Below are 25301 nucleotides of genomic sequence, written 5' to 3' on the forward strand. Positions count from 1 at the left end.
CTCCCGTAGACCCGTACAAACCTATCCCGCGCAGAGCACGCCCCGCGACCACGCCCGGGCACCTCCCCCGGGCAGAGCGAAGGGAGCCCGGGTCGACTGAACGACCCGGACTCCCTCCCCTGTGCGTGCTACGCGCCGACCTTGAAGCGGGCGAAGCCCGACACGGTCAGACCGGCGTCCGCCACGACCTTGCTGATGGACAGCTTGTTGTCCTTGGCGTAGTCCTGGTCGAGCAGCGCGACCTGCTTGAAGTACGCGTTGACGCGACCCTCGATGATCTTCGGCAGGGCGGCCTCGGGCTTGCCCTCGCCGCGCGAGATCTCCTCGACGATGCGGCGCTCGTTGTCGACCTCCGACTGCGGCACGTCCTCGCGCGACAGGTAGGAGGGGTTGGCGAACGAGATGTGCTGCGCGATCGAGCGGGCGGTCTCCGCGTCGTCTCCCGAGTAGCCCAGGACCACGCCGACCTGCGGGGGCAGGTCCTTGTTGGTCTTGTGCAGGTAGACGGCGAAGTGCTCGCCGGAGACGGCGGCGACGCGGCGCAGCTCGACCTTCTCGCCGAGGATCGCGGCCTCGTCGTTGATGAGGTCGGCGACGGTCTTGTCGCCGGCGGGGGCCGCGAGGCCCTCCTCGACGGTGGTGGCGCCGGCGGCGACGACCGCGGCGAGAACGCCGTCGGCCAGGGCGATGAACTTGGTGCCCTTGGCGACGAAGTCGGTCTCGCAGGCGAGCTCGATCAGGGTGGCGACGCCGTCCTTCTCGGCGGCGGCGACGAGGCCCTCGCTCGTGGAGCGGTCGGCGCGCTTCGCGTTGCCCTTGGCACCCTTGAGGCGGAGGATCTCGACCGCCTTGTCCAGGTCGCCGTCGGCCTCGACGAGCGCGTTCTTGGTGTCGACCATGCCGGTTCCGAGCTGCTCGCGCAGCGTCTTGACGTCAGCGAGGCTGAAATTAGCCATAGTTCTGCGAACTCCTCTTGTGTGTGTCCGGCCGGCGCGGCGCTTCGAGCGCCTGCGCCCGACCGGACGTCGTGGTCTGCCGTTCCCGCGGCGACGGGCCTCGGTCTCGAGGACTCCATCACGCCGGAGTGTCGGCGGTTCTGATTCGTGGTGGACGTGCACCGAATGAGCAGGGGCCGGACGGGCGCTCGCGCGACCCGTCCGACCCCCGGCTCAGAGCGGGTGTCAGACGGACGCGGGGGTCTCGTCGGTCGCGGACTCGGCGGGAGCCTCGGCCTCGGCGACGGCCTCGTCGGCGGTCGCGAGCTCGGCGTCGGCGACCTTCTCGGTCTCGGCGCCGGCCTGCTCGGCGGGCTCCTGGACGTCGGACGCCGGGGCGTCGGTGGCGGCGTCGGTCGAGGCGGCGGAGTCGTCGCTCGTGGTGAGCAGCTCCTTCTCCCACTCGGCCAGCGGCTCGACGGCGGAGACGTTGCCCTCGGCCTCGGGCTTCTGGTGACGCTGGATGAGGCCCTCGGCCGCGGCGTCGGCGACGATGCGGGTGAGCAGGCTCACCGAGCGGATCGCGTCGTCGTTGCCCGGGATCGGGTACTGGACCTCGTCCGGGTCGCAGTTCGTGTCGAGGATGCCGATGACCGGGATGCCCAGCTTCTTGGCCTCGTCGATCGCGAGGTGCTCCTTCTTGGTGTCGACGACCCAGAGGGCCGACGGCGTCTTCGAGAGGTTGCGGATGCCGCCGAGCGACTTGTGCAGCTTGTCGAGCTCCCGCTTCTTGATGAGGAGCTCCTTCTTCGTGAAGCCGCTCTTCGTCGTGTCGTCGAAGTCCAGCTCCTCGAGCTCCTTCATGCGCGCGAGGCGCTTGGAGACCGTCTGGAAGTTGGTGAGGAGGCCACCGAGCCAGCGCTGGTTGACGTAGGGCTGGCCGACGCGGGTCGCCTGCTCGGAGATCGCGTTCTGCGCCTGCTTCTTCGTGCCGACGAAGAGGATGGTGCCGCCGTGGGCGACCGTCTCCTTGACGAAGTCGTAGGTCTTGTCGATGTAGGCCAGCGACTGCTGGAGGTCGATGATGTAGCTGCCCGAGCGCTCGGTCAGGATGAAGCGCTTCATCTTCGGGTTCCAGCGACGGGTCTGGTGCCCGAAGTGGACGCCGCTGTCGAGCAGCTGGCGCATGGTGACGACTGCCATGAGTCGTTCTCCTTGTCTGGGGCTCGGGCGCACGACGGCGCCGAACTCCCGTTCGGTTGTCTGCGACGGCCGGTCGGCACGTCGCCCTGGCGCCCGGCGCGCTCCCGCCCTCCTCGCGCTGAGCGAAGGGGACCGTGGGGAGCGTTGGCCGAATGGGCGCGCGTAGTCACCCCGACGAGCGAGGTGCTCCGAGAAGCCTAGCACCAGGACGGCCGCCTCCCCCGCGGGTGCGGGAGGGCGGCCGTCGGTGTCGCGAGGTGGGGCGCTACTTGCGCGCGGACTTCATCACGGTGCGGATGTGCAGGGTGTCCATCTCCTCCAGCGAGCGGCCCTTGGTCTCCGGCACGAACATGAAGACGAAGAAGAGCGAGATCGCCGCGAACGCCGCGTAGAGGCCGTAGGCGAGGGTCAGCGAGACGTCCTGCGACAGGATCGGGAAGGTCACCGTGATGGCGAAGTTGGCGATCCACTGCGCCGAGGCGGCGAGGCCCAGGGCGGCGGCGCGGATCCGGTTCGGGAAGATCTCGCCGAGCAGCACCCAGACCAGCGGGCCCCAGGTCGCGCCGAAGAAGACGACGAAGGCGTTGGCCGAGACCAGCGCGATCGGACCCCAGGCACCGGGCAGCGAGACGTCCTCGCCGCTGATCGTCGACTGGCTGAAGGCGAGCGCCATCAGTCCGAGCGAGATCGCCATGCCCGCCGAGCCGACGAGCAGCAGCGGCTTCCGGCCGACCTTGTCCACCAGGAAGATCGCGACGAAGGTGACCACGACGTTGACCACGGAGGTGAAGACCGAGATCGCGAAGGAGTTCGACTCGTCGAAGCCGACCGCGCTCCAGAGCGAGGTCGAGTAGTAGAAGATCACGTTGATGCCGACGAACTGCTGGAACACCGAGAGCAGGATGCCGACCCAGACCACCGGCAGCAGGCCGAGCGCCGGTCCGCGCAGGCTCGAGCGCTGGGCGTTCTCGGCGTCCTCGTCGATCTTCTTCTGGATGTCGGCCAGCGCCTCGTCCACCTCGTCGCGCGGGGTGACCGTTGCGAGGACCTTGCGCGCGTCCTCCGAGCGGCCCCGCGTGGCGAGGTAGCGCGGCGACTCCGGCAGCGTCAGGGCGAGCAGACCGTAGATCACGGCGGGGACGGCGCAGGCGATGAACATCCAGCGCCACGCGGCGACGCCGAACCAGTAGGGCTCGGACGCGCCGCCGGCGCCCTCCGCGATGATCGTGTCCGAGAGCAGAGCGGCGAAGATGCCGAGCGTGATCGCGAGCTGCTGCAGCGACGCGAGCGCCCCGCGGATCGCCTTCGGGGCGATCTCGGAGATGTAGGTGGGGGCGATCACCGAGGCGATGCCGATGCCCAGGCCGCCGACGATGCGCCAGAGGACGAGGTCCCAGACGGCGAAGGCCGCGCCCGCGCCGATCGAGGAGATGAAGAACAGGCCGGCGCCGAGAAGCATCACCTTGATGCGTCCCCAGCGGTCGGCGAGGCGACCCGCGAGGTACGCGCCGAGCGCGCAGCCGAGCAGCGCGGACGCCACGGCGAAGCCGATCAGCGCGGCCGACAGCTCGAACTCGCCCTGCACCGCCTCGACCGCTCCGTTGACCACCGAGGAGTCGAAGCCGAAGAGGAAGCCGCCGACCGCCGCCGCGATGGCGAGACCGATCACCTTCCTCTTCAGTTTCGCCGCCGAGGGGTTCGGGATGCTGTCAGATCGTCCGCTGGTCATGGTCGTCTCCGATTCTCGCCGCCGGTGGGTGCGGTGTCTCCGCGCCCGCTCCGGATCACAGGCACGTTACTCCCGCCTGCCAAACCGCCGGGACGGGTTGTGCCGGGCGGTGTTCCGAGTCACTCCTCCACAGCCGCCGCCCTCGGGAGTTTCTCCCCCGGTCGGGCCGCGAGTCCCCCACGGCGGTCGACGGACGGCGAGGGTGTCCGCATGGTCTCCCACCTCCTCCTCCGCCCGAACGTGTTCCCGATGCTCGCTCTGCTCGCCGCGATGCTCTGGACCTCGCCGGTGGACGGGTTCTCCGTGGTCGAGCCGTGGCGAGCGCCCGCGCATCGCTACGCGGCGGGTCACCGCGGGATCGACCTCGCCGCGGTGGCGGGAGCACCGGTGCGGGCCGTGGCGGACGGGCGGGTGTCGTTCGCGGGGCGGGTGGTCGACCGGAGCGTGGTCAGCATCGCGCACGCCGGCGGACTGGTGTCGAGCGTGGAGCCGGTCGAGCCGTCCGTCGCGGAGGGCCAGGAGGTGCGCGCCGGGGACGTCATCGGCGCGGTGGGCGCGGGCGGGCACTGCGACGGGTCGTGCGTGCACCTCGGAGTGCGCGAGGACGGGGAGTACGTGAATCCGATGCGGTTCTTCGGCGGGATCCCGCGGGCGGTGCTGCTGCCGATGGACGGGGTGCCGCCTGTGGCTGCGGGCGCCGTGGCGGTCTCAGGCGCGCGGGTGGGCGAGGCGGTAGGCCTCGCGGATCCGCTCGGTCGAGACGTGGGTGTAGATCTGGGTGGTGCCGAGACTCGCGTGGCCGAGCAGCTCCTGCACGGCGCGGAGGTCCGCTCCCCCGTCGAGCAGGTGCGTCGCGGCGGTGTGCCGGAGGGTGTGCGGGCCGGAGGGGCCGGAGCCCTGGCCGCCGTCGAGGAGCCGGGCGACGACGCCGTAGACGGTGCGCGGGGTGAGGCGGGCGCCGCGGCGTCCGAGCAGGAGGGCCGAGGTGCCCGTGCCGCTCGCGCCGGTCTCCGCGTCCGGGAGAAGCTGCGGCCGGGCCTTCTCCAGGTAGGCGATGAGCGCCTCCTTCGCGGGCACACCGAACGGCACGACGCGCTGCTTGCTCCCCTTGCCGGTGACGAGCACGGTGAGCCGGCTCAGGTCGAGGTCGCCGACGTCGATCGCGACGAGCTCGGAGACGCGGATGCCGGACGCGTAGAGCAGCTCGATGATCGCCAGGTCGCGCAGCGCCACCGGGTCCTCGGTCGCCCCCCGCGCCGCGACGACGTCGATCAGGTGCTCGGTCTGCGGCTCGGTGAGCACGCGCGGCAGCGGGCGCCCGCCCTTCGGGGTCCGCAGGCGCGCGGCGACGTCGATCGGGAGGCGCTCGGAGCGCTGCGCCCAGGAGGAGAAGGAGCGGACGGCCGCGGTCCGCCGGGCGAGGGTCGCGCGGGCCACGCCGGTCTGCGACTCGTGCCAGAGCCAGTCGCGCAGCAGCTCGAGGTCGAGCTGGGCGAGCATCGGCTGCCTCCGGCTCGCGGCGAAGTCGATGAGAGTCGAGAGGTCTGCCCGGTAGCCGCGGGCCGTGGCGGGTGAGAGGGAGCGCTCGTCGAGGACGTAGCGGAGGAAGTCCTCGACGGCACCGGCCAGCGGCTCCCCGCGCGAGGGCAGGCCTGCGGGAGGCGTGTCAGCCATCGGTGCTCGGCATCCGCGACCAGAGGTCGATGCGGCCCTGCTCGTCGAGGATCTCGAGCTTCTCGATCAGGTCGGTGCCGAAGCGGGTGGCGATCGGCGCGGTCGCGCTGGGGACCAGCGAGGTGACGACGGTCTCCGGGTGCACGTGCACGAGCGAGAAGCTCTGCGCCCCGTCGATCCCGGCGAGCTCGCGCTCCGGGGCGCCGAGGTCCATCGTGTAGCTGGTCGCTCCCGCGACGAGGACGGGGACGCCGGCGAAGGTCGCGGCCGTGGGGTAGTGCAGGTGCCCGCCGAGGATCGCGCGCACATCCGTGCCGCGCACCACCTCCTCCAGCCGGTCCATCCCGCGCAGCTCGAGCACGGTCATCGCCCCGAGCGGAGTCGGCAGCGGCGGGTGGTGCAGGGCGAGGATCGTGCCGAGCGGGGCGGGTGTCGCGAGCTCGGCGGCGAGGGCCTCGAGCTGCTCGCCGGTCAGCGCGCCGTGGTGGTAGCCGGGCACCGCGCTGTCGAGCGCGATGAGCCGGAGCCCGCCGAGGTCGACGACCTGGTCGATCGGGGTATCGGTCGGCACATCGCCCGGCTCCTGGTCGAGGAGGATCCGGCGGAACGCGCCGCGCTCGTCGTGGTTGCCCATCACCCAGACGATCGGGCAGGCGAACCGCTCGCCCAAAGGATCGAGCACGTCCTTCACCCGCCGGTAGGCGTCCTCCTCGCCGCGGTCGGCGACGTCCCCGGTGACGAGGATCGCGTCGAGCCGACCGCCGCGCTCGACGAGCCGCGCGACCGCCTGCTCGAGCCGGAAGACGGTGTCGACGCGCCCGTAGAGCGGAGCGCCCTCCGCGAGGAAGTGCGGGTCGCTGAGGTGCGCGATCACCCGGTCGGCGGCCCGGAAGTGCCCGAGCTGCGGATGCTCCGGCTGCGTCCTCGTCGTCGTCTCGTCGCCCATGCGGCTCCCCTCGCTGCTCTGTTGTCAGCGTAGGGCGCACCGCCGACAGCGCCGGCAGCGAACGGCGGCGGTCGGTTCGAGCGGCGGCTCTCCCAAGGCGTGAACTCGTGTGGCCTACCGTCTTCGCGCTGCCGTGGACGGCGACCGCGACGCCGATCGGCGCCGCTGGTCCTCATGCGGCTGCCCGCCACCTCCCCTCCGCGTCGCGCTGGACGAGCCCGGTCGCGAGGCAGGTCCCGAGTAGATCGAGCGTCTCGGGGACGGACAGGCCGGAGCGCTGCGCGAGCGCCTCGGTCTCGTGAGCACCGTCCGAGCGGAGGACGTCCAGGACGCGCGACGCCGTCCGTGAGACCTCCGGCGCAGCAGCGAGCACCGCGGACATGCCGAGCAGCTCGACGACCTCCGAAGCCGAGGTCACGCAGGTCGCGGCGTACTCCCGGAGGAGCCGGTGGCAGCCCGCCGAGGAGGCGCTCGTCACCGGACCGGGCACGGCACCGAGCGGCCGCCCCAGCGCCGCCGCATGGCCGGCGGTGTTCAGCGACCCCGAGCGAGCACCCGCCTCCACCACGACCGTCGCGGCAGTCGATGCGGCGATCAGCCGGTTGCGCTGCAGGAAGCGCCTGCGCGTCGGCGTGGTGCCCGGCGGCACCTCGGTCACCACCGAGCAGCCGGGCGTCGCAATGACGCGGTGCAGAAGGTCGGTGTGCGCCGTCGGGTAGAGACGGTCGGAGCCGCCCGCGAGGAAGGCGACGGTGCGTCCGCCCGCGCCGAGGGCCGCCTTGTGCGCGACCGCATCGATGCCGAAGGCGGCTCCGGAGACGATGAGGACGCCGCGCTCGGCGGCGCCGGCGGCGAGGTCCGCCGCGACGTGCTCCCCGTAGCCGGTCGCGGCGCGGGCGCCGACGACGGCCAGCCGGTGCGGAGCAGCGAGCGCGAGCGGATCACCGCGGCTCCAGAGCACGAACGGCGCGTGCTCGCCGAGGTCTGCCAGCGGCAGCGGCCAGCCGTCGCAGCCCGGCAGCAGCAGGCGGGCGTCGAGGCGATGCGCGATCTCCAGGCGGCGACGCAGCAGGGCTCGGTCGACGCGGGGCCGCCAGCGCGTCAGGCCGGCGGCGAGGACCCTCGTTCCGCTGCGCGACTCGTCGCCATCGGACTCCTCATCACCTGTCGAGTCACCCGAATCGTCGTTGCCGCCGATCGCGACGGCAGCATCATCCACAGATCCGGCCTCGACCCGATGCGCCTCCGCCGCCGCCGACTCCGCGAGGATCTCCCGCGCCGAGAGCGTCCCCACGACCTGCGCGAGCGCACCACCCGCACCGAATCGCTCGATCAGCGTCCCCGCCACCGCGTCGCCCGGCTCGGCGAGCGAGGACCACGCGGCACGGGCGAGTGCCTCCACCGGATCGGACTCGCTGTCCTCGGGAAGCAACCGCCGCACGAGGCGCGTCTCGGTCCGGTCGAACAGCTCGGCGACGGCCGTCACGAGCCCGCTCCCCGCAGAATCAGTGCGCGGGCGAGGTGACTCGCAGCAGGGCGGTCGACCTCGTCGAGGTCGGCGAGCGTCCAGGCGAGGCGCAGCACGCGGTCGTAGCCGCGCATCGTCACCAGCCCGCGCTCCAGCGCCAGGTCGAGGGTGCTCGACTCGCGGGCGGTCGGGCGCTGCGGGCTCGCGCGGAGCCAGGCGCCGGGCACCTCGGCGTTCACCGACCACGGGGTGCCTGCCAAGCGCTCCCGAGCGCGGGCCCGCGCGGCGACCACCCGCGCGCGGGCCTGCGCCGTCGAGAGCCCCGGCTCATCGCGGCGGACGGCGAGCTGCGCCGCCCCGATGCGTCGGACCGTGAGCCGGATGTCGACGCGGTCGAGCAGCGGACCGCTCAGCCGCGCCAGATAACGGCGTCGCACCGGCGGCGAGCACGTGCAGATCTCACCCCGGATGCCGTGGCGCCCGCAGGGGCACGGGTTCGCAGCGAGCACGAGCTGCACGCGGGCCGGGTACTCCGCGAAGGTGTTCGCGCGGTGGATGCGGATCACGCCCGACTCGAGCGGCTGCCGCAACGCGTCGAGGGCGACGGCGGAGAACTCCGGAGCCTCGTCGAGGAAGAGGACGCCTCGGGTCGCGCGTGCGACGGCTCCCGGGCGGATCCTCCCGCTGCCCCCGCCGACGATCGCTGCGGCGGATGCGGAGTGGTGCGGGCTCTCGAACGGCGGACGGCGGACGAGGGTGCCGCCGGTGTGCTCCCCGACGAGGGAGCGCATGCAGGTCGCCTCGAGCGCCGCTTCGTCGTCGAGGTCCGGCAGGATCCCGGGCAGGCGCGAGGCGAGCATCGTCTTCCCCGCTCCGGGCGGACCGAGCAGGAACACGTGGTGCCCGCCCGCCGCTGCGGCGACCATCGCGGACGCCGCCTCCTCGTTGCCGATCACGTCCGCGAAGTCGAGGCGCGACTCAGGCTCACGAACGGCAGGAGGCGCAGCAGTGCGCTCCGGCAGGACCGGCACGTCCCACTCCGCCCCGTGCCAGACCGCGGCCTCCGCCAGGGACGACACCGGGATGACGTCCACCCCGTCCACCAGCTCCGCTTCGAGCCGGTCGTCCTCGGGCACCATCACCCTGTATCGGCCGGCTCGGGCGGCGGCGAGCACCGCGGGCAGAACGCCCGGCACCGATTGCAGTCGCCCGTCGAGCCCGAGCTCGCCGATGTGCACGACCGCGGCGACCGACTCCCGGTTCACCTCCCCCAGCGCCGCCAGAGCCGCGAGCCCGATCGCGAGATCGAACGCGGACCCGTGCTTCGGCATCGCCGCCGGCGACAGATTCACCGTCATCTTGTACTCCGCGATCCCGCTGCCCGAGTTGATCGCCGCGGACCGCACCCGCTCCTTCGCCTGCGACAGCGCCGCATCCGGCAGACCGATGATCACCATCCCCGGAGTGCCATCAGCCGAATGCGCCTCCACCCCCACCACCGCACCGGTGAAACCGACCAGCCCGACCGCGGACGTCCTCCCCAGCCCCATCACGCCACCGCCCGCACGTGCCGCACCTGCGACGCCACACCGTCCGGAGCGACGATCCCGACCGCATCGATGCGCAGATGGCGCGACCGCTCGTCGTGCGCCCGCGCCCACGCATACGCCAGCCGCCGCAGCCGCTGCGCTTTCACCCGCGTGATCGCCTCGATCGGCAACCCGAACCGCGTCGACGACCGCGTCTTCACCTCCACCACCACCAGCGCCGAACCCTCCCGCGCCACGATGTCCAACTCCCCTTCGCGCACTCGCCAGTTGCGGTCGAGGATCTCGAAACCGCGCTCCCTCAGGTGCGCCGCAGCGATGTCCTCACCGCGACGGCCCAACTCGTCCTTGTCCATGCAGAACCTCCCGGGGGAAGAGTCGCGGAGGTCGGAATCCGATGGGGCGGTGGGCGGCGGATCTGGGGAAGGATCACGCGATCGGTCGCGGTGGAGGCGGATCAGCCGGCCCGTCACTGCGCTGACATGCGCGTGTGCGACGGTGGGGCAGGTCCCGAGACGCCGCCCGCGGCGGATCCTCGACCGACGGAAGCCCACGCCCCGACCGAAGGACTCCCCCGACATGCCGACCTCCCGCCTCCGCTACGCCCTGATCGGCTCCGGCCACCGCGCCGAGATGTACATCCGGGCCATCGCCGGACCCCACGCGGAGGTGGCCGAGCTCGTCGCGGTCGTCGAGCTCAACCCCACGCGGGCCGAGTACGCGGCGGAGGCGGCGCTGCGCCACGGCGCTCCCGCGCGCCCTCGGCTCAGCGGCCCGGACGACCTCGAGAGCGTCCTCGCCGAGGAGCGCGTCGACCGCGTGATCGTGACCACGCCCGACGCCACCCACGCCGGCTTCCTCGACCGCTGCCTGCGCGCCGGAGTGGACGTCGTCGTGGAGAAGCCGCTGACCATCGACGAGGCCGGCGCCCGGCTCGTCGCGGAGTCGGCCCGCGCCACCGGCCGCATCCCGGTGGTCACCTTCAACTACCGCTACTCGCCGCGCAACTCGGCCCTGAAGGAGCTGGTGGCGAGCGGGGCGATCGGCACCGTCACGTCGCTCTCGTTCGAGTGGCTCCTCGACACCTCGCACGGCGCCGACTACTTCCGCCGCTGGCACCGCGACAAGACGGTCTCCGGCGGACTGCTCGTGCACAAGGCCTCGCACCACTTCGACCTGGTCAACTGGTGGCTCGACGACGTGCCCGAGCGGGTCTTCGCCTCCGGCGGGCTCCGGTTCTACGGAGCGGCGAACGCCGAGCGCCACGAGCGCAGCGTCAGCCAGGACCGCGGGAGCGACGACGCCTCGGCCGACGACCGGTTCGCCCTGGACCTGCGGCGGGATGCGCGCCTGAGCGCCCTCTACCTCGACGCCGAGCACCACGACGGCTACCGCCGCGACCGGTCCGCCTTCGATCCGGGCATCACGATCGAGGACAACCTGGCTCTGATCGTCGACTACCGTGGCGGCGCGACGCTGAGCTACGCGCTCCACGCACATTCCCCGTGGGAGGGCTACCGCGTCGCGATCAACGGCACCCTCGGTCGGGTGGAGCTCGACGTGGTCGAGCGCGGCGCCGTGCTGCCCGACGAGGACGGCCGGATCGCGGTCGACCGCTCCGCCACGGGCGCGGCGGCGGACGCCTACGGACTGCGGCCGAACGGGGAGCGCCTGCTCCTGCAGCGGCACTGGGAGGCGGCGTCGGAGATCCCGATCCCGAGCGCCGCGGGAGCGCACGGCGGCGGGGACGAGCGGATGCTGAGCGACCTCTTCCGCGGAGCCGGCGACGATCCGCTCGGACGGGCGGCCGACTACCGCGACGGGCTCCGCTCGATCGCGGTCGGCGTCGCCGGGAACCGCTCGCTCGAGACGGGGCGGGCGGTGCGGCTCGCGGAGCTCGGGATCCTGCCGGAGTGACACGGACGATCGGCTGCGGGCGGGACATGCACGGAGGCGTCCTGCGGACGGCCGTGGGTCTCGATACGCCGCCTCCGGCGACTACTCGACCAGCATGAAGGGAGGCGGCCTCTGAGAAGGAGGCACCGCTGGCACGAAGGGGGCGGCGTCCGAGGAGGAGGCGCCGCCGGCATGAAGGAGGCAGCCGCCGAGGAGGACACGCCGCGCGTTGGGCTGCCCGACCAGCGGGCGGGAGAGCGGCGCGCCGGAGGCGCTCCTCAGCGCCGGAGCAGGGAGGCCCTACTCGTCGAGGGCGAGCTCCTTCGGGAGCTCGAACTCCTTGCGGGAGAGCTCCTCGACGTTGACGTCCTTGAAGGTGAGGACGCGGACGGACTTGACGAAGCGGTCGGAGCGGTAGACGTCCCAGACCCACACGTCGCGCATGGTCAGCTCGAAGTAGAAGTCGTGCTCGGTGTCGCGGCGGACCAGCTCGACCTCGTTGGCGAGGTAGAAGCGCCGCTCGGTCTCGACGACGTACGAGAACTGCGAGACGACGTCGCGGTACTCCCGGTACAGTGCCAGCTCGACCTCGCGGTCGTAGTCCTCGAACTCGTCGTCATCCATCGTCTCCCGATTCTACGCGACACGACCCTCCGCCGGGACCGCCCTACGCAGAGACGGCGTCCGCTCCCGCCTCGCGCGAGCGCGACAGCCACGTCACCCGGTGCAGCGGCGACGGCCCGACGCGGTCGAGCCCCGCCCAGTGCGCGGCGCTGCCGTAGCCCTTGTTGCTGTCCCAGGCGTAGTCCGCGAAGTCGTCGTGGTGGCGCACCATCTGGCCGTCACGGCCGACCTTCGCCAGCACCGACGCGGCCGAGACGGAGGCGCAGTCGCGGTCGGCCTTGATCCGGGTGACGATCGTCAGCTCGGCCGCCCACGGGCCGAGCGCGGGCGTCAGCCAGTCGTGCTTGCCGTCCAGCAGCACGACGGCGCGGGACAGCTCCACGCCCTGGTCGACGAGGCGCTCGATGCCGCGCGAGGCCGCACGGCCGAGGCCCGCGATGATCCCGGTGTCGTCGATCTCGTCGGCGGACGACTCGCCGATCGCCCAGCCGGACACCCACTTCACCACGCCGGGCAGCAGCGCCTCGCGACGCGCCGGGGCGAGCATCTTCGAGTCGCGCAGGCCCTCCGGGAAGCGGCCGCAGCGCGAGCCGATCGCGACGACGCCGACCGAGACCGGGCCCGCGATCGCCCCGCGGCCGACCTCGTCGCAGCCGATGACGCTCTCGTAGCCCTGGCGGAAGAGCCGGCGCTCCTCGCGGAGGTCCGGGTCGGCGACGACCACCTAGCGCCCGCCCGCGCTGGTCCGGTCGTCCCCCGACTGCTCGTCGGACGCCTCGGTGTCGACGCCGCGGAAGACCGACGGGTAGTCGTCCAGCCAGGCCCACTGCTGCACCGGCCAGGTGACCAGGATCGCGCGGCCGACGACGTTGTCGATCGGCACGAAGCCGTTGCCCGGCTTGTCGGTGTTGTAGCGGGAGTCGGCGGAGTTGTAGCGGTTGTCGCCCATCACCCAGAGCGAGCCCTCGGGCACGACTACGTCGAAGGGGGTCGCCGAGACGGCCTGGACGCCGTCGGGGAGCTTCACGTACGGCTCCGAGATCGGGTTGCCGTTGATCTCGATCTGACCGAGCGGCGTGCAGCACGTGACGTGGTCGCCGGGCAGGCCGATGACGCGCTTGATCAGGTGGTCGTTGCTGTCGGGCGCGGTGAGGCCGACGAGCGCGAGGGCGGAGTCGATCGCGGCCTGGAAGGCGGGCACTTCGGGCTCGGTGGTCGGCGAGAGCCAGCCGCCCGGATCGCGGAAGACGACCACGTCGCCGCGGGAGATCGGGACGACGCCGGGGACCAGCTCGTTGACGAGGATGCGGTCGTTCTCGACCAGCGTCTGCTCCATCGACGACGACGGGATGTAGAACGAGCGGATGAGGAACGTCTTGACCAGGAAGGACACCAGGACGGCGACGACGACGATGATCAGCACGTCGCGGAGGAAGAGGAGCACGCCGCGGCGGCGGCGGCGCGGCCGCTGGTCGTCCGGTCCGGCGGAGTGGCGGGCGCCGTCCTGCGGGAGCGTCACCGGGGCCGTGCTGTCTGTCATCGCGTGCCGTGGCCCCTACTGTGGTTCACCCGTGGCGGCGGTCCGCCGGGGTCTGTGCGTCTCGAGGCCGGACGTGCCCCCGGGCGGGGTCGAGCGGCCCCGGAAAAGGGTCGGACCCCGGTCCATCATAGATGGGCCGGGGTCCGGGAATCGCTGTGCGGACGCCGCTCAGGAGTCGCGCTTCTCCTTGATCTTCGCCTTCTTGCCGCGGAGGTTGCGGAGGTAGTAGAGCTTCGCGCGACGCACGTCACCGCGGGTGACGACCTCGATGTGGTCGATCACCGGGGAGTGGACCGGGAAGGTGCGCTCGACGCCGACCTGGAAGCTGACCTTGCGGACCGTGAAGGTCTCGCGGACGCCCTCGTTCGAGCGGCCGATGACGACGCCCTGGAAGATCTGGATGCGCGAGCGGGTGCCCTCGACGATGTTGACGTGCACCTTGACGGTGTCGCCGGCGCGGAACTCGGGGATGTCGGTGCGGAGTGACGCCGCATCGAGTGAGTCGAGGATGTGCATGCTGTATCGCTCTCCGTGCCCGCCACAGGTCGAACACCGTTTCGTTGATGGAAGTCGGTCGTGCCCACGTCGTCGCGGCTCCCCTGTGGCAGAGCCTGCGCGAGGCACAAGCGCTCATTCTGCCATGGCGCCGGAGCGTGCGTCAAAGCGACGGGCCCGCGGGGTGGCGGACGAGGCCCCCATTCCGCAGAAGTTGCGGTAGTCGACGTCGACTACCGCAACTTTCAAGGACTCGACGCCGGGACCGACCCGCGGGGTCTCGCCAGTACGCAGAAGTTGCGGTAGTCGGGCGCGAGTACCGCAACTTTTGGGGGATCGGCGGAGGAGCCGGAGGCGCGGCGGGACCGGCGCGTCGCCTCAGAGGACGATCGTCTGGCCGTCCTGGGGGCGCTCCGGGTCGAAGCGCTCGTCCGTCACGGGCTGCGGCTGCGGGCCGCCCTGGGCCTGCACCTCGGCGGCCGCGGCGAAGGCGAGGAGCGTCGCCCGCGCATCCGTGAAGAAGCGCCAGACGGAGTGGCCGAACGCGACGACGCCGAGCAGGATCGAGAGCAGGCCGAGCGCCCACGCTCCCGGGGGGAAGAAGCCGAACGCGATCAGCGAGGCGTGCCAGGCCCCGAGCGCGGCGACGTCGCCCCAGGCGGGGGCCCTCGTCGGCCGCACGGTCACTCGAAACGCCACGACGCTCGCGACGACGGCCAGAGCGACCGCCAGAATAGGGAGGGCGATGACCAGGCCGAGCACGGTCCAGCCGCTCGATCCTCCGAAGAGTCCGTACCCCAGGAGGATCCAGAGCGGCAGGACGACCGCCGCCGGGTACAGCCAGGAACCGAAAGCCCGTCTCGTGCGCATGCACCGACGGTACCCACGAGCGCTGAAGATCACCTCAGCGAGCACCGAGAGGATCAGCATGATCGAGCTGCGCACACCCGCCGAGATCGAGGAGATGCGCCCGGCCGGCCGCTTCGTCGCCGAGGTGCTGAAGGCGACGTCCGCCGCGGCCGCCGTGGGCGTCAACCTGCTCGAGCTCGACCGCCTCGCGCACGACATGATCCGCTCCGCGGGCGCCGAGTCCTGCTACATCGACTACCACCCCTCGTTCGGCGCCAGCCCCTTCGGCAAGGTGATCTGCACGTCGGTGAACGACGCCGTGCTGCACGGCCTCCCCTTCGACTACCGGCTGCGCGACGGCGACCTGCTGACACTCGACTTCGCCGCCTCCGTCGACGGCTGGGTCGCCGACTCCGCGATCACCGTCGCCGTCGGCACCCCGCGACCGGAGGACCTGAAGCTGGTCGACACCACGACCCGCGCGCTCGAGGCGGGCATCGCCGCCGCACAGCCCGGCAAGAAGATCGGCGACATCTCCGCCGCCATCGCCGCGGTCGCCCGTGCCGAGGGGCTCAGCATCAACACCGACTTCGGCGGCCACGGCGTCGGCCGCACCATGCACGGCGACCCGCACATCGCGAACGACGGCCGCGCCGGCCGCGGCTACCCGCTGCGCCCGGGCCTCGTCGTCGCGATCGAGCCGTGGTTCCTGCAGAGCACCGACGAGATCTACACCGACAAGGACGGCTGGACCCTCCGCAGCCGTGACGGCTCGCGCGGCGCGCACATGGAGCACACGATCGCGATCACCCAGACGGGCAACATCGTCCTCTCCGCGCGGGACTGACCTCCCTCCGCGCCTGACCGCGACCCGGGACGTTCTTGGACTGATCGCTGGACAGCAACAGTATCCGATAGCGATACTATCCGCATGCGAGTCTCGGAGTTCAGCCGCCTCAGCGGTGTCAGCCTGCCCACGATCAAGTACTACATCCGCGAGGGTCTGCTGCCACCGGGCAGGGCGTGCGGGCCGCAGCGCTCCGACTACGGCGATGAGCACCTCGCCCGGCTCCGCCTGCTCCGCGCGCTGATCGAGAGCGGCGGAGTCGGCATCGCGGGAGCGAAGCGGATCACGGCCGTGCTGGACGAGGGCGCTCCCCCGGCGGTTGCGTTCGAGGTGGCGCAGGACGTCGTCTCCGCGAACGTCGACTCCGAGGCCGTCGCCTCGGACGAGGCACTCGAGCGGGTGCGGTCGGTGGTCGGCGACGACTACTGCGAGCACCCGGCGGTGCGGACGGCGGCCCGAGCCCTCGACGCCCTCGAGCTCTCCGGGGGCGGGATGACGCCGTCCTGGCTCGCCGCCTACGCCCGGGCGGCGGCGATCGTCGCCAGCGCGGACCTGGACGAGCTCGAGGCCCGCAGCAGCGTGAGCGAGCAGACGTCGATCGCGGCGGTGGGCACGGCCCTCGGCGACGTCGTGCTGCAGTCGATGCGCCGGGTCGCCCAGGCCCGCGAGACGCAGCGGAGGTTCGGGGACCGACAGGGGGCGGCGTCCGCCTCCGAGCACGTCGCGGCGCGAGAGATCGCCGAGGTGGCGCGATGACCGCCACGATCCAGCGTCCGGAGCGTGCCGCAGCGGCCCCCGCCCGCCCGCACCGCCCGCTCCTCGTCCTCGCCGCGGCGATGGCCGTCGGCGTCCTGGCCTGCCTCGTGCTCCTGCTCGTCGACCCGCGCGAGCTCGGCGGGCAGCCGCTCTGGGCCAAGCCGCTGAAGTTCTGCCTCTCCATCGCCGTCTACGCGCTGACCCTCGCCTGGCTGATCGGCCTCGTCCCCGAGCGCCGCCGGCGACTCGCGCGCATCCTCGGCAGCGTCGCTGTCGCGGGTCTGGCGATCGAGATGGTCGTCATCGGCGGCGCCGCGGCGGTGGGCGTCACGAGCCACTTCAACGTCGCGACGCCGCTGCACTCGGCGCTGTGGGCGGCGATGGCGGTCTCGATCGTCGTCGTCTGGCTGGTCACCCTGGTGCTCGCGGCGCTCCTGGCGCGGGTGCCGCTCGGCGACCCTTCGCTCACCCTCGCGGTCCGGGCCGGCCTCGTGATCGGACTCGTCGGGATGGCGCTCGCCTTCCTGATGACCGGACCGACCGCCTCGCAGCTCTCGGAGTACCAGGGAGTCGTCGGTGCGCACGCGGTCGGCGTGGATGACGGTGGCGCGGGACTGCCGCTGCTCGGCTGGAGCACCACGGGCGGCGATCTGCGGATCCCGCACTTCCTCGGGATGCACGCGCTGCAGGGGCTGCCGCTGCCGGCCTTCGCGCTCGCGCGGCTGGCGACGCGGGTGCGGCTGCTCGGCGACGCGACCCTCCGATTCCGGCTCGTCGCGCTCGCGGCACTCGCCTGGGCCGCCGTCGTCGCGCTGACCTGCTGGCAGGCGATGCGCGGGCAGTCGATCGTGGCTCCGGATGCGCTCACCCTCGCCGTCGGCGGCGCGGTCGTGCTCGCCCTCGCGGTCGCGGGAGTGGTGGCGGTCCTCCGCGCCTCCGTCGAGGTCGCGCGATGAGCCGGCTGCGCCGCGGCTGGACGCCGCCCGCCGTGATCTACCTGGTGCTCGCCGTCGCCGGCCTCGTCGGCACCTGGACCTACAACGTCCGGGCGGTGCTGGAGAGCGTCGACTTCCTCGGTGACCTGTCGAGCGGCGGTCCGGCGATCTCGTCGATCACGACGGATCTGCTGGTGGTGGCGATCGCTGCGGTCGCCTTCATGGTGGTCGAGGGGCGCCGTGTCGGCATGAAGCGGGTCTGGATCCTCGTCCTGCTCGCACCGCTGGTCGCCCTGGCCTTCGCCTTCCCGCTCTTCCTCGCCCTCCGCGAACGCCACCTGACTCTGGCCCGCGAGCCCTGATCCCCGCCGCGAGATGCCACGTATGAGCGCGACACGCCGCAGAAAGCGTGCACAAGTGGCATCTCGCGAGGTCGGGCCAGGCGTGCAGTCGCGAGATGCCACTGGGGGACCCGACACGCCGAGGGAGGCGTACGCACGTGGCATCTCGCGGAGGTGGGTCAGGGCAGGAGCTCCGGGCGGACGCGGCGGGTGCGCTCGACGCTCTGCTCGTGGCGCCAGGCGGCGATCGCTCCGTGGTTGCCGCTGAGCAGCACCGGGGGGACGTCGAGGCCGCGCCAGGAGGCCGGCTTGGTGTAGCTCGGGTACTCGAGCAGTCCGTCCGAGTGGCTCTCCTCGACGAGGCTCGCGGGGTTGCCGACGACGCCGGGCACGAGGCGGCCGACGGCCTCGATCATCGCCATCACGGCGACCTCTCCCCCGTTGAGGACGTAGTCGCCGAGGCTGATCATCCGCACGCGGGCGCGCTCGGCGGTGTGGTCGACGACGCGCTGGTCGATGCCCTCGTAACGGCCGCAGCCGAAGACGAGGGACGACTCCTGCGCGAGCTCGCGCGCGGTGGCCTGGGTGAAGACCTCGCCGGCGGGCGAGGGGAAGATCACCACGGGGTCCGCGGCGGAGTCGAGGATCGTGTCGAACGCCTCGCCCCACGGCTCGGGCCGCATCACCATGCCGGCGCCGCCGCCGTAGGGCGTGTCGTCGACGGTGCGGTGCCGGTCGTGGGTGAAGGAGCGGAGGTCGTGCACGCCGAGCTCGATCAGCCCGCTCTGGCGCGCGCGCCCGAGCAGGCTGATGTCGAGGACGCCGAAGAACTCCGGGAAGATCGTGACGATGTCGATCCTCACGACCGCGGCTCCTCCTGGGAGTCCGGGGTCGCGGGAGCGGCGGAGTCGTCGGACGCGTCAGCGGACCCGGCATCGACCGACTCGGCATCGGCGGACTCGTCCTCCTCCTCGACCGGAGCGGCCGCGGCCAGCTCGGGATCGGAGAGGTCGATGCCGCTGAGGTCCACCTCGGCGGGCTCCTCCTCGGGAGCCTCCTCGAAGAGGCCGATCGGCGGCGTGACGGTGACGACGCCGGCGACCGGATCGACGGACGGGACGATCGCGTTCACGAACGGGACCATCACCTCGCCCGACGGCGTGCCGACGATCAGGAGGTCCTGCGCGGGGAAGTGGTCGACGCGGCGGACCGTGCCCACCTCGCGGCCGTCGCGGACGACCGACATGCCGACCAGCTGGTAGTCGTACCAGGAGTCGTCGTCGCCGGGCTCGGTCTGCACCTCCTCGTCGATCCAGAGGATCGCCTTGAGGAGGGTCTCGGCGGCGTCGCGGTCGGCGATGCCCTTGAAGAACGCGACGGGGTGGCTGTTGTACCAGCGCAGCTCGACGAGCTCGAGCTTCTTGCCGTGCCACTCGGAGGTGCGGGGCACCTGGAGCGTGAAGGAGGCGCCGGGGGTGAAGCGCTTGTCGGGCTCGTCGGTGTAGAGCTCGAGCTTGATCGCGCCCTTGAGCCCGTGGGCCTTGGTGAGTCGGGCGACGCGGAGCTGCGTCGTGCCCGCTGCGGGGGCCGCCACCCTACTTGTCGGTGTCGACGACGTCGACGCGCACGCGTCGCCCGTCGGCGAGGGCAGCGACGAGAGTGCGGACGGCCTTGGCGGTGCGACCGGAACGTCCGATCACGCGGCCGAGGTCCTCGGGGTGCACGCGCACCTCGAGGACCTCTCCGCGCGGGGAGCTCGTAGCCACGACCTGGACCTCATCGGGGTTCTCGACGATCCCCTTGACGAGGTGTTCGACGGCGGGAGCGAGCACGGACTACGCCTCGGTGGAGGCTTCGTCGGCGGCGGGCGCCTCGGGCGCGGTGGCCTTGGCGGGAGCCTCGGACTTCGGCTTGAGGACCGGCTTCTTCTTCGCGTCGACGACGAACGGAGCCTTGGGCTCCTTCACCTGGACGGTGCTGACGGCGTCGGCGTCGCCCTTGAAGCGGCCCCAGTCGCCGGTCAGCTTGAGGATCGCGGCGACCTGCTCGGTCGGCTGCGCGCCGACTCCGAGCCAGTACTGCGCGCGCTCCGAGTCGACCTTGATGAACGAGGGCTGCTCGGTCGGGTGGTACTGACCGATCTCCTCGATCACGCGGCCGTCGCGCTTGGTGCGCGAGTCGGCGACGACGATGCGGTAGTAGGGCGCTCGGATCTTGCCGAGGCGCTTCAGACGAATCTTGACAGCCACAATTCTCCTGTGTGGTCGTTGACCGTGAGGTCGATGATGGATGAACTGAGCCGTGAGCGTGGGGGCACACCCGGCCGGAAGCTCGAGGGGGTTTCTTCGGCGGTGAGTAGAGGGTCGACCGCCTCGGACCCGACGGATCATTCTGCCAGAAAAACCCGCGCCCTGCGGCGCCGACACGGAGAGCCGTCACTCGGCGTCCGCTCCGGTCTCTGATGCGAGGATGTGGGGGCGCGTCCCGACCCGGCGGACGCCCGACTGACGAGGACGCCGTCATGGAGATCACCTTCGCCGAATCCGACCGCTCCACCCTCGGGATCGAGTGGGAGGTCGCCATCGTCGACCGGCAGACGGGCGATCTCGCCAACGTCGCCGACGTCGTGCTCGAGGCGCTCCGCGGCGAGGACGGGTCGCCGCACCCGCGGATCACCGGCGAGCTGCTGAAGAACACGGTCGAGCTGGTCTCCGGCGTGCACCGCACCGTCCGCGACGCGGTCGCCGACCTGCAGGACCAGTTGCGCCAGGTGCGCGAGATCACCGACCCGATGGGCCTGGACCTCGTCTGCTCCGGCTCGCACCCCTTCGCGCAGTGGTACGACCAGACCATCACCGACAAGGAGCGGTACCACCGGCTCATCGACCGCACCCAGTGGTGGGGTCGCAACATGATGATCTGGGGCATCCACGTGCACGTGGGGATCGAGGACCGCGACAAGGTCCTCACGATCCTCAACTCGCTCCTCGACTACTATCCGCACCTGCAGGCGCTCTCCGCGTCGAGCCCGTTCTGGGGCGGCGTCGACACCGGCTACGCCTCGAACCGCGCGCTGATGTTCCAGCAGCTGCCCACTGCCGGCCTGCCGCCGCAGTTCGGCGCCTGGGCGAACTACGAGGAGTACGTCGACGACATGATGCGCACCGGCGTCATCGACGACCACACCGAGGTCCGCTGGGACATCCGCCCCTCGCCGCAGTGGGGCACGATCGAGATGCGCGCGTGCGACGGGCTGTCCTCGCCGGAGGAGATCGGCGCGGTCGCGGCGCTGATCCAGTGCCTGGTCGAGCACCTCTCCACGCAGCTCGACGAGGGCGGGACCCTCGCGACGATGCAGCCCTGGTACGTCCGGGAGAACAAGTGGCGCGCCGCCCGCTACGGGCTCGACGCCGAGATCATCCTCGACGCGGCCGGCAACGAGCGGCTCGTCACCGACGACATCCGCGATCTGCTCACGACCCTCGCGCCGGTGGCCGAGCGCCTCGACTGCACGGCGGAGCTGGCCGATGTGGAGCTCATCCTCGTGGCGGGCGCGAGCTACCAGCGCCAACTGCGCACCGCGGCCGAGAACGACGGCGATCTGAAGGCCGTGGTCCGCGCGCTCGCGGGCGAGCTGCGCGACGGGCTCAAGGACCCGCGGGCATGACCCGACGGCTCCTGGCCGGCGCGGCGCTGCTCGGCGCCGGCGTGCTGGCTCTCGCCGGCTGCTCGAGCGCCAGCGGCGCCCCCGCCGGAGCGAGGGCGACCGCCACGGCGTCGGCCACCGCCGCGCCGTCAACGACCTCCGATCCGCTGTCCGACTCCGCTCCCCTCGCCCTGGGCGGCGCACTGCCGGCCGGCGCGCGCGTGACGATCGTCGGCGACAGCATCGTCCGCGGTCTGGGGCTCGACCCCGGGCAGGCGTGGCCCGCGCTGGTCGGCGACGACCTCGGCTGGACCGTGGACAACCTGGGCTGCGACGGCGGCGGCTTCATCGAGCCGGGCGACTGCGGAGTGGCGATCGGCGACCGGGCCGAGGAGATCGCCGACACCCGGCCCGACGCGATCGTGCTGATCGCCAGCAGCAACGACCTCGGCTGGACGCCGGAGGAGGTCGCGGATGCGATGGGCCCGGCGGTGCAGGCGATCGCCCAGGCGTCCCCGTCGGCACGGCTGATCGCGCTCGACTCGGTGTGGGGGCCGGACCCGCGGCCGGAGGACCTGGACGCGTACGACGCGGCGCTGGTGGACGCCGTGGACGCGGCGGGCGGGATCTCGCTGGAGTACCCGGATCCGCTGCGTGCCGACGGCCTGCTCGCCGAGGACGGCGTGCACCCGACGGCGGAGGGCCAGGTCGCGCTCGCGGACGCCTTCGTGCTGGCGGCGGAGAAGGTCGGGCTCGCGCAGGCGATCCCCGGTGATCAGCGGGCGACGGACGCGCCCGACTGACCCCGGGGATCCGCTCAGCGGGTGGTGCTGTTCTTGCCGTCGCGCCAGGAGAGCAGGTCGCGCACGGGCTGGAGGTCGATGTCCGGGCCGGTGATGCCGAGCGTGAAAAGGCGGGCGCCGAGGTCGAACTGCTGGTCGAGCACGCCGAAGGAGGCGTCGCCGACTCCCCCGCGGACGCTCGCGCCGGTCGAGATCTCGATGACGTCGACGTCGCGGTCGACGCGGCCGCACCAGTCGGCGAGGACGCCGAGCTTGCGCTCGAGGGTGGGGACGTCGGAGAAGCTGTGCCAGATGTCGGCGTGCTCCGCGACGATGCGGAGGGTCTTCTTCTCGCCGCCGCCGCCGATCATCACGGGGATGTCGCGGGTGGGGGCGGGGTTGAGCTTGTCCCAGCGGGCGCGGATGCGGGGCATGGCCTCGGAGAGCTCGTCCAGGCGCGAGCCGGCGGTGCCGAACTCGTAGCCGTACTCCTGGTAGTCGCGCTCGAACCAGCCGGAGCCGATGCCGAAGATCAGGCGGCCCTCGGCGCCCTTGGCGCTGATGTGGTCGACGGTGCGGGCCATGTCGGCGAGGAGGTCGGGGTTGCGGTAGCTGTTGCAGGTGACGAGCGGGCCGAACTCGATGCGGCTGGTCTGCTCGGCCCAGGCGGCGAGCATGCTCCAGCCCTCGAAGTGCAGGCCGTCCGGCTCGCCGGAGAGCGGGTAGAAGTGGTCCCAGTTGAAGGCGATGTCGACGCCGATGTCCTCGAGCTCGGCGAGCGTGTCGCGGATGACCTCGTAGGAGACGTGCTGCGGAGCGATCTGGACGCCGATGCGGACGGGGCGCGGAGAAGCGGTTGTCATGCCTTCACGCTAGACCTCGCGGCGGGCGGACCGCACGGCTCTGGGGATGACGGTGGTGGGTCTCGATACGCCCCTTCGGGGCTACTCGACCAGCATGAGGCGGGCCCATGCTGATCGAGTAGGCCGCGCAGCGGGAGTATCGAGATCCGACCGGCGCGGCTACTCGCCGGCCGGGTCGGGGGACGCGGTGGGGGCGTCGTCGCTGGTGGAGCGGGCGAGCTTGACGGTGGTGGCGCCGTCGGCGTCGAAGAGGCGGAGGCGACCGCCGTCGATCGAGGCCATCATCGCGTCGGCGAAGATCATCGGCAGGGCGACGCCGTCGCAGGCCATCATCGTGCTGGGGCCGGCGTCGACGGTCAGCGAGCCCTCGCCGTCGATCGACCACTCGCCCTGCACGCCGTTGCAGCCGTCGGAGCCGGTCCAGGTGCCGTCCCCGGCGAGGAGCAGGAACGGGACGTCGGGCGACTCGTAGGACACCCCCGTGACCCAGCGGCCGACGAGCTCGTCCGGCGACGGGGCCGACGCGGCGTCGACTCCCGAGCCCTCGGAGCAGCCGGCCAGCCCGAGGGCCAGCGCGGCCGCCGCGGCGACCGCGAGACCGGCGCGCAGGCCCCTCATCGGCCGAGGAGCTTCTGCAGCTGCTCCAGCTCCTCCGGAGTGGGCTGCGCGCCCGCACCGGAGCCGCCGCCGAGGCCGAAGCCCGAGCCGCCCGCGTTCGTGGACTGCGGACCGGAGGTGATCGCCGCGTTCTCCGCCGCGCGCTTGGCCGGGTTGCCCGACTTGCTGCTCTTCTTCTTCTGCGGCTTCGGGCGGCCCTGGTAGCCGGCGCCGGGCACGGGACCCATGCCGGGGACGTTCGGCATGCCGCCCTTCGCCACGGTCTTCATCATCTTGGCGGCCTGGTCGAAGCGCAGGACGAGCTGGTTGACGTCGGTCACGGTCATGCCGGAGCCGCGCGCGATGCGGAGGCGCCGCGAGCCGTTCAGCAGCTTCGGGTTCACCCGCTCGGCCTTGGTCATCGACTGGATGATCGCCTCGGTGCGCACGATCTCGCGCTCGTCGAACTGGTCGAGCTGCTCGCGCATGCCCTTCGCGCCGGGCAGCATGCCGATCATCTTCTTGATCGAGCCCATGTTGCGCAGCTGCTGCATCTGGCCGAGGAAGTCGTCGAGGGTGAACGTGTCCCCCATGATCTTCTCGGCGATCTTGCGCGCCTCGTCCTCGTCGAAGGCGCTCTGCGCCTGCTCGATGAGGGTGAGGACGTCACCGAGGTCGAGGATGCGGCTCGCCATGCGGTCCGGGTGGAACTGCTCGAAGTCGTCGAGGCCCTCACCGGTGGAGGCGAAGAGGATCGGGCGGCCGGTGAGCGAGGCGACCGACAGGGCCGCGCCGCCCCGGGCGTCGCCGTCGAGCTTGGAGAGGACGACGCCGGTGAAGTCGACGCCCTCCTGGAAGGCCTTCGCGGTGGCGACCGCGTCCTGGCCGATCATCGCGTCGATGACGAAGAGGACCTCGTCGGGGTTCGTCACCCGTCGGATGTCGGAGGCCTGCTTCATCATGTCCGCGTCGACGCCGAGGCGGCCGGCGGTGTCGATGATGACCGTGTCGTACTGCTTGTCGGTGGCGAAGCGGATCGCGTTCTGCGCGACCTTCACCGGGTTGCCGACGCCGTTGCCGGGCTCGGGCGCGTAGACGGCGACGCCGGCCTGCTCGCCGACGACCTGCAGCTGCTGCACGGCGTTGGGGCGCTGGAGGTCGGCCGCGACGAGGAGCGGAGTGTGGCCGTCCTTGCCGAGGTACTTGCCGAGCTTGCCGGCGAGGGTCGTCTTGCCCGCGCCCTGGAGGCCGGCGAGCATGATGACGGTCGGCGGGCGCTTGGCGAACTCGAGGCGGCGCGACTGGCCGCCGAGGATCGCGACGAGCTCCTCGTTGACGATCTGCACGACCTGCTGCGCGGGGTTCAGCGCCTTGTTGACCTCGTCGCCGAGGGCGCGCTCCCGGATCTTGCCGGTGAACGCCTTGACGACGTCGAGCGCGACGTCGGCGTCGAGCAGCGCGCGCCGGATCTCGCGGACGGTGCCGTCGACGTCCGAGGCCGAGAGCTTGCCCTTCGTGCGCAGGTTCTTGAAGGTCTCGACGAGTCGATCGGAGAGGGTGCCGAAAGTAGCCATGATGCCGGGAATTCTACCGGAGCCTGCCCGGGGGTCGGACGACGGCGCCGGGAC

27 protein-coding genes and 1 pseudogene are annotated in these 25301 nt (G+C 72.0%); 8 read left to right on the forward strand and 20 right to left on the reverse strand.

Features of this window, described 5'->3' with window-relative positions:
• Positions 1-128: 128 nt before the first annotated feature.
• The 3 genes from tsf to HQQ86_RS00945 all read right to left on the reverse strand — a co-directional run bounded on the left by tsf (position 129) and on the right by HQQ86_RS00945 (position 3867).
• A complete protein-coding gene (gene tsf / locus HQQ86_RS00935; RefSeq protein WP_160088931.1) occupies positions 129-956 on the reverse strand; it encodes a translation elongation factor Ts in 828 nt (275 codons plus the stop codon).
• Positions 957-1181: 225 nt separating this feature from the next.
• The gene (gene rpsB / locus HQQ86_RS00940; RefSeq protein WP_173285706.1) at positions 1182-2138 is read right to left on the reverse strand and encodes a 30S ribosomal protein S2; all 957 of its coding nucleotides are present in this window, start codon (positions 2136-2138) and stop codon (positions 1182-1184) included.
• A gap of 265 nt (positions 2139-2403) precedes the next feature.
• Positions 2404-3867, reverse strand: coding sequence for a sugar porter family MFS transporter (locus tag HQQ86_RS00945; RefSeq protein WP_173285708.1), 1464 nt, complete (start codon positions 3865-3867; stop codon positions 2404-2406).
• 270 nt (positions 3868-4137) lie between these two features.
• On the opposite strand from HQQ86_RS00945, the pseudogene HQQ86_RS21060 reads away from it, so the two are divergent.
• Positions 4138-4431, forward strand: a pseudogene (locus HQQ86_RS21060) (peptidoglycan DD-metalloendopeptidase family protein); the annotation flags it as partial.
• A gap of 144 nt (positions 4432-4575) precedes the next feature.
• Here HQQ86_RS21060 and HQQ86_RS00955 read toward each other — a convergent pair.
• The 5 genes from HQQ86_RS00955 to HQQ86_RS00975 form a co-directional block, all read right to left on the reverse strand.
• Positions 4576-5541: a tyrosine recombinase XerC gene (locus tag HQQ86_RS00955; protein WP_173285710.1), complete on the reverse strand. Its 966-nt coding sequence runs from the start codon at positions 5539-5541 to the stop codon at positions 4576-4578.
• Entirely contained in the window at positions 5534-6487 is a 954-nt protein-coding gene (locus tag HQQ86_RS00960; RefSeq protein WP_173285712.1) for a phosphodiesterase, read from the reverse strand. The genes HQQ86_RS00955 and HQQ86_RS00960 overlap by 8 nt, the downstream gene beginning before the upstream one ends.
• Positions 6488-6659: 172 nt before the next feature.
• Entirely contained in the window at positions 6660-7973 is a 1314-nt protein-coding gene (dprA, locus tag HQQ86_RS00965) for a DNA-processing protein DprA (protein ID WP_367948501.1), read from the reverse strand.
• Complete coding sequence (locus HQQ86_RS00970) at positions 7970-9505, reverse strand: YifB family Mg chelatase-like AAA ATPase (RefSeq protein ID WP_173285714.1); 1536 nt, start codon at positions 9503-9505, stop codon at positions 7970-7972. Before HQQ86_RS00970 ends, dprA begins: the two co-directional genes overlap by 4 nt.
• Positions 9505-9858: a YraN family protein gene (locus HQQ86_RS00975; protein ID WP_173285716.1), complete on the reverse strand. Its 354-nt coding sequence runs from the start codon at positions 9856-9858 to the stop codon at positions 9505-9507. Before HQQ86_RS00975 ends, HQQ86_RS00970 begins: the two co-directional genes overlap by 1 nt.
• A gap of 223 nt (positions 9859-10081) precedes the next feature.
• Here HQQ86_RS00975 and HQQ86_RS00980 point away from each other — a divergent pair, with 223 nt between their 5' ends.
• Positions 10082-11419, forward strand: coding sequence for a Gfo/Idh/MocA family oxidoreductase (locus HQQ86_RS00980; RefSeq protein ID WP_173285718.1), 1338 nt, complete (start codon positions 10082-10084; stop codon positions 11417-11419).
• Between the two features lie 279 nt (positions 11420-11698).
• On the opposite strand, the gene HQQ86_RS00985 is transcribed toward HQQ86_RS00980, so the two are convergent.
• From HQQ86_RS00985 to HQQ86_RS01005, 5 genes are all read right to left on the reverse strand, one after another.
• Positions 11699-12022: a DUF2469 family protein gene (locus HQQ86_RS00985; protein WP_160088897.1), complete on the reverse strand. Its 324-nt coding sequence runs from the start codon at positions 12020-12022 to the stop codon at positions 11699-11701.
• A gap of 43 nt (positions 12023-12065) precedes the next feature.
• Complete coding sequence (locus HQQ86_RS00990; RefSeq protein WP_173285720.1) at positions 12066-12746, reverse strand: ribonuclease HII; 681 nt, start codon at positions 12744-12746, stop codon at positions 12066-12068.
• Positions 12747-13562, reverse strand: a complete 816-nt coding sequence (gene lepB, locus HQQ86_RS00995; protein WP_173285723.1) for a signal peptidase I — start codon at positions 13560-13562, stop codon at positions 12747-12749. It lies immediately after the preceding gene.
• Between the two features lie 168 nt (positions 13563-13730).
• On the reverse strand, positions 13731-14078 hold the full coding sequence (rplS, locus tag HQQ86_RS01000) for a 50S ribosomal protein L19 (protein WP_123445722.1): 348 nt from the start codon (positions 14076-14078) through the stop codon (positions 13731-13733).
• Between the two features lie 357 nt (positions 14079-14435).
• Positions 14436-14927 (reverse strand): hypothetical protein, encoded by a 492-nt coding sequence (locus HQQ86_RS01005; RefSeq protein WP_173285725.1) that lies wholly within the window; start codon positions 14925-14927, stop codon positions 14436-14438.
• Positions 14928-14985: 58 nt separating this feature from the next.
• Between HQQ86_RS01005 and map the strand changes: the two genes are divergently transcribed.
• The 4 genes from map (at position 14986) to HQQ86_RS01025 (ending at position 17806) form a co-directional block, all read left to right on the forward strand.
• Complete coding sequence (map, locus tag HQQ86_RS01010) at positions 14986-15753, forward strand: type I methionyl aminopeptidase (protein ID WP_173285727.1); 768 nt, start codon at positions 14986-14988, stop codon at positions 15751-15753.
• An 84-nt stretch (positions 15754-15837) separates the two neighbouring features.
• Positions 15838-16509, forward strand: coding sequence for a MerR family transcriptional regulator (locus tag HQQ86_RS01015; protein WP_173285729.1), 672 nt, complete (start codon positions 15838-15840; stop codon positions 16507-16509).
• The gene (locus HQQ86_RS01020) at positions 16506-17465 is read left to right on the forward strand and encodes a hypothetical protein (RefSeq protein WP_173285731.1); all 960 of its coding nucleotides are present in this window, start codon (positions 16506-16508) and stop codon (positions 17463-17465) included. The genes HQQ86_RS01015 and HQQ86_RS01020 overlap by 4 nt, the downstream gene beginning before the upstream one ends.
• A complete protein-coding gene (locus tag HQQ86_RS01025; RefSeq protein ID WP_173285733.1) occupies positions 17462-17806 on the forward strand; it encodes a DUF2834 domain-containing protein in 345 nt (114 codons plus the stop codon). Before HQQ86_RS01020 ends, HQQ86_RS01025 begins: the two co-directional genes overlap by 4 nt.
• 158 nt (positions 17807-17964) lie before the next feature.
• On the opposite strand, the gene trmD is transcribed toward HQQ86_RS01025, so the two are convergent.
• Genes trmD through rpsP form a run of 4 tightly spaced genes read right to left on the reverse strand, consistent with a single transcriptional unit; the run spans position 17965 to position 20034 of the window.
• On the reverse strand, positions 17965-18648 hold the full coding sequence (gene trmD / locus HQQ86_RS01030) for a tRNA (guanosine(37)-N1)-methyltransferase TrmD (protein WP_173285735.1): 684 nt from the start codon (positions 18646-18648) through the stop codon (positions 17965-17967).
• Entirely contained in the window at positions 18645-19379 is a 735-nt protein-coding gene (gene rimM / locus HQQ86_RS01035) for a ribosome maturation factor RimM (RefSeq protein ID WP_173285737.1), read from the reverse strand. The genes trmD and rimM overlap by 4 nt, the downstream gene beginning before the upstream one ends.
• A gap of 1 nt (position 19380) precedes the next feature.
• Positions 19381-19617 (reverse strand): RNA-binding protein, encoded by a 237-nt coding sequence (locus HQQ86_RS01040; protein ID WP_173285739.1) that lies wholly within the window; start codon positions 19615-19617, stop codon positions 19381-19383.
• A 3-nt stretch (positions 19618-19620) separates the two neighbouring features.
• Positions 19621-20034: a 30S ribosomal protein S16 gene (gene rpsP / locus HQQ86_RS01045; RefSeq protein WP_123445713.1), complete on the reverse strand. Its 414-nt coding sequence runs from the start codon at positions 20032-20034 to the stop codon at positions 19621-19623.
• Positions 20035-20306: 272 nt separating this feature from the next.
• Here rpsP and HQQ86_RS01050 point away from each other — a divergent pair, with 272 nt between their 5' ends.
• Positions 20307-21452, forward strand: a complete 1146-nt coding sequence (locus HQQ86_RS01050) for a glutamate--cysteine ligase (protein WP_173285741.1) — start codon at positions 20307-20309, stop codon at positions 21450-21452.
• Positions 21449-22234 (forward strand): SGNH/GDSL hydrolase family protein, encoded by a 786-nt coding sequence (locus HQQ86_RS01055; protein WP_173285743.1) that lies wholly within the window; start codon positions 21449-21451, stop codon positions 22232-22234. The genes HQQ86_RS01050 and HQQ86_RS01055 overlap by 4 nt, the downstream gene beginning before the upstream one ends.
• Before the next feature lie 14 nt (positions 22235-22248).
• On the opposite strand, the gene HQQ86_RS01060 is transcribed toward HQQ86_RS01055, so the two are convergent.
• The 3 genes from HQQ86_RS01060 to ffh form a co-directional block, all read right to left on the reverse strand.
• Positions 22249-23076, reverse strand: a complete 828-nt coding sequence (locus HQQ86_RS01060) for an LLM class F420-dependent oxidoreductase (RefSeq protein ID WP_173285745.1) — start codon at positions 23074-23076, stop codon at positions 22249-22251.
• Positions 23077-23235: 159 nt separating this feature from the next.
• Positions 23236-23694, reverse strand: a complete 459-nt coding sequence (locus HQQ86_RS01065; RefSeq protein ID WP_173285748.1) for an META domain-containing protein — start codon at positions 23692-23694, stop codon at positions 23236-23238.
• Positions 23691-25247 carry a signal recognition particle protein gene (gene ffh, locus HQQ86_RS01070; RefSeq protein ID WP_173285750.1) on the reverse strand — a complete coding sequence of 519 codons (1557 nt, stop codon included), beginning with the start codon at positions 25245-25247 and terminating at the stop codon, positions 23691-23693. The genes HQQ86_RS01065 and ffh overlap by 4 nt, the downstream gene beginning before the upstream one ends.
• Positions 25248-25301: the final 54 nt, after the last annotated feature.

The sequence above is a fragment of the Rathayibacter sp. VKM Ac-2857 genome, from assembly GCF_013205025.1.
Taxonomy (GTDB): Bacteria; Actinomycetota; Actinomycetes; order Actinomycetales; family Microbacteriaceae; genus Rathayibacter.

Coding starts and splice junctions, on each gene's coding strand:
- tsf (WP_160088931.1), bottom strand. CDS start 956: ATGGCTAATTTCAGCCTCGCTGACGTCAAGACGCTGCGCGAGCAGCTC.
- rpsB (WP_173285706.1), bottom strand. CDS start 2,138: ATGGCAGTCGTCACCATGCGCCAGCTGCTCGACAGCGGCGTCCACTTC.
- HQQ86_RS00945 (WP_173285708.1), bottom strand. CDS start 3,867: ATGACCAGCGGACGATCTGACAGCATCCCGAACCCCTCGGCGGCGAAA.
- HQQ86_RS00955 (WP_173285710.1), bottom strand. CDS start 5,541: ATGGCTGACACGCCTCCCGCAGGCCTGCCCTCGCGCGGGGAGCCGCTG.
- HQQ86_RS00960 (WP_173285712.1), bottom strand. CDS start 6,487: ATGGGCGACGAGACGACGACGAGGACGCAGCCGGAGCATCCGCAGCTC.
- HQQ86_RS00970 (WP_173285714.1), bottom strand. CDS start 9,505: ATGGGGCTGGGGAGGACGTCCGCGGTCGGGCTGGTCGGTTTCACCGGT.
- HQQ86_RS00975 (WP_173285716.1), bottom strand. CDS start 9,858: ATGGACAAGGACGAGTTGGGCCGTCGCGGTGAGGACATCGCTGCGGCG.
- HQQ86_RS00980 (WP_173285718.1), top strand. CDS start 10,082: ATGCCGACCTCCCGCCTCCGCTACGCCCTGATCGGCTCCGGCCACCGC.
- HQQ86_RS00985 (WP_160088897.1), bottom strand. CDS start 12,022: ATGGATGACGACGAGTTCGAGGACTACGACCGCGAGGTCGAGCTGGCA.
- lepB (WP_173285723.1), bottom strand. CDS start 13,562: ATGACAGACAGCACGGCCCCGGTGACGCTCCCGCAGGACGGCGCCCGC.
- rplS (WP_123445722.1), bottom strand. CDS start 14,078: ATGCACATCCTCGACTCACTCGATGCGGCGTCACTCCGCACCGACATC.
- HQQ86_RS01005 (WP_173285725.1), bottom strand. CDS start 14,927: ATGCGCACGAGACGGGCTTTCGGTTCCTGGCTGTACCCGGCGGCGGTC.
- map (WP_173285727.1), top strand. CDS start 14,986: ATGATCGAGCTGCGCACACCCGCCGAGATCGAGGAGATGCGCCCGGCC.
- HQQ86_RS01015 (WP_173285729.1), top strand. CDS start 15,838: ATGCGAGTCTCGGAGTTCAGCCGCCTCAGCGGTGTCAGCCTGCCCACG.
- HQQ86_RS01020 (WP_173285731.1), top strand. CDS start 16,506: ATGACCGCCACGATCCAGCGTCCGGAGCGTGCCGCAGCGGCCCCCGCC.
- HQQ86_RS01025 (WP_173285733.1), top strand. CDS start 17,462: ATGAGCCGGCTGCGCCGCGGCTGGACGCCGCCCGCCGTGATCTACCTG.
- HQQ86_RS01050 (WP_173285741.1), top strand. CDS start 20,307: ATGGAGATCACCTTCGCCGAATCCGACCGCTCCACCCTCGGGATCGAG.
- HQQ86_RS01055 (WP_173285743.1), top strand. CDS start 21,449: ATGACCCGACGGCTCCTGGCCGGCGCGGCGCTGCTCGGCGCCGGCGTG.
- HQQ86_RS01060 (WP_173285745.1), bottom strand. CDS start 23,076: ATGACAACCGCTTCTCCGCGCCCCGTCCGCATCGGCGTCCAGATCGCT.
- HQQ86_RS01065 (WP_173285748.1), bottom strand. CDS start 23,694: ATGAGGGGCCTGCGCGCCGGTCTCGCGGTCGCCGCGGCGGCCGCGCTG.
- ffh (WP_173285750.1), bottom strand. CDS start 25,247: ATGGCTACTTTCGGCACCCTCTCCGATCGACTCGTCGAGACCTTCAAG.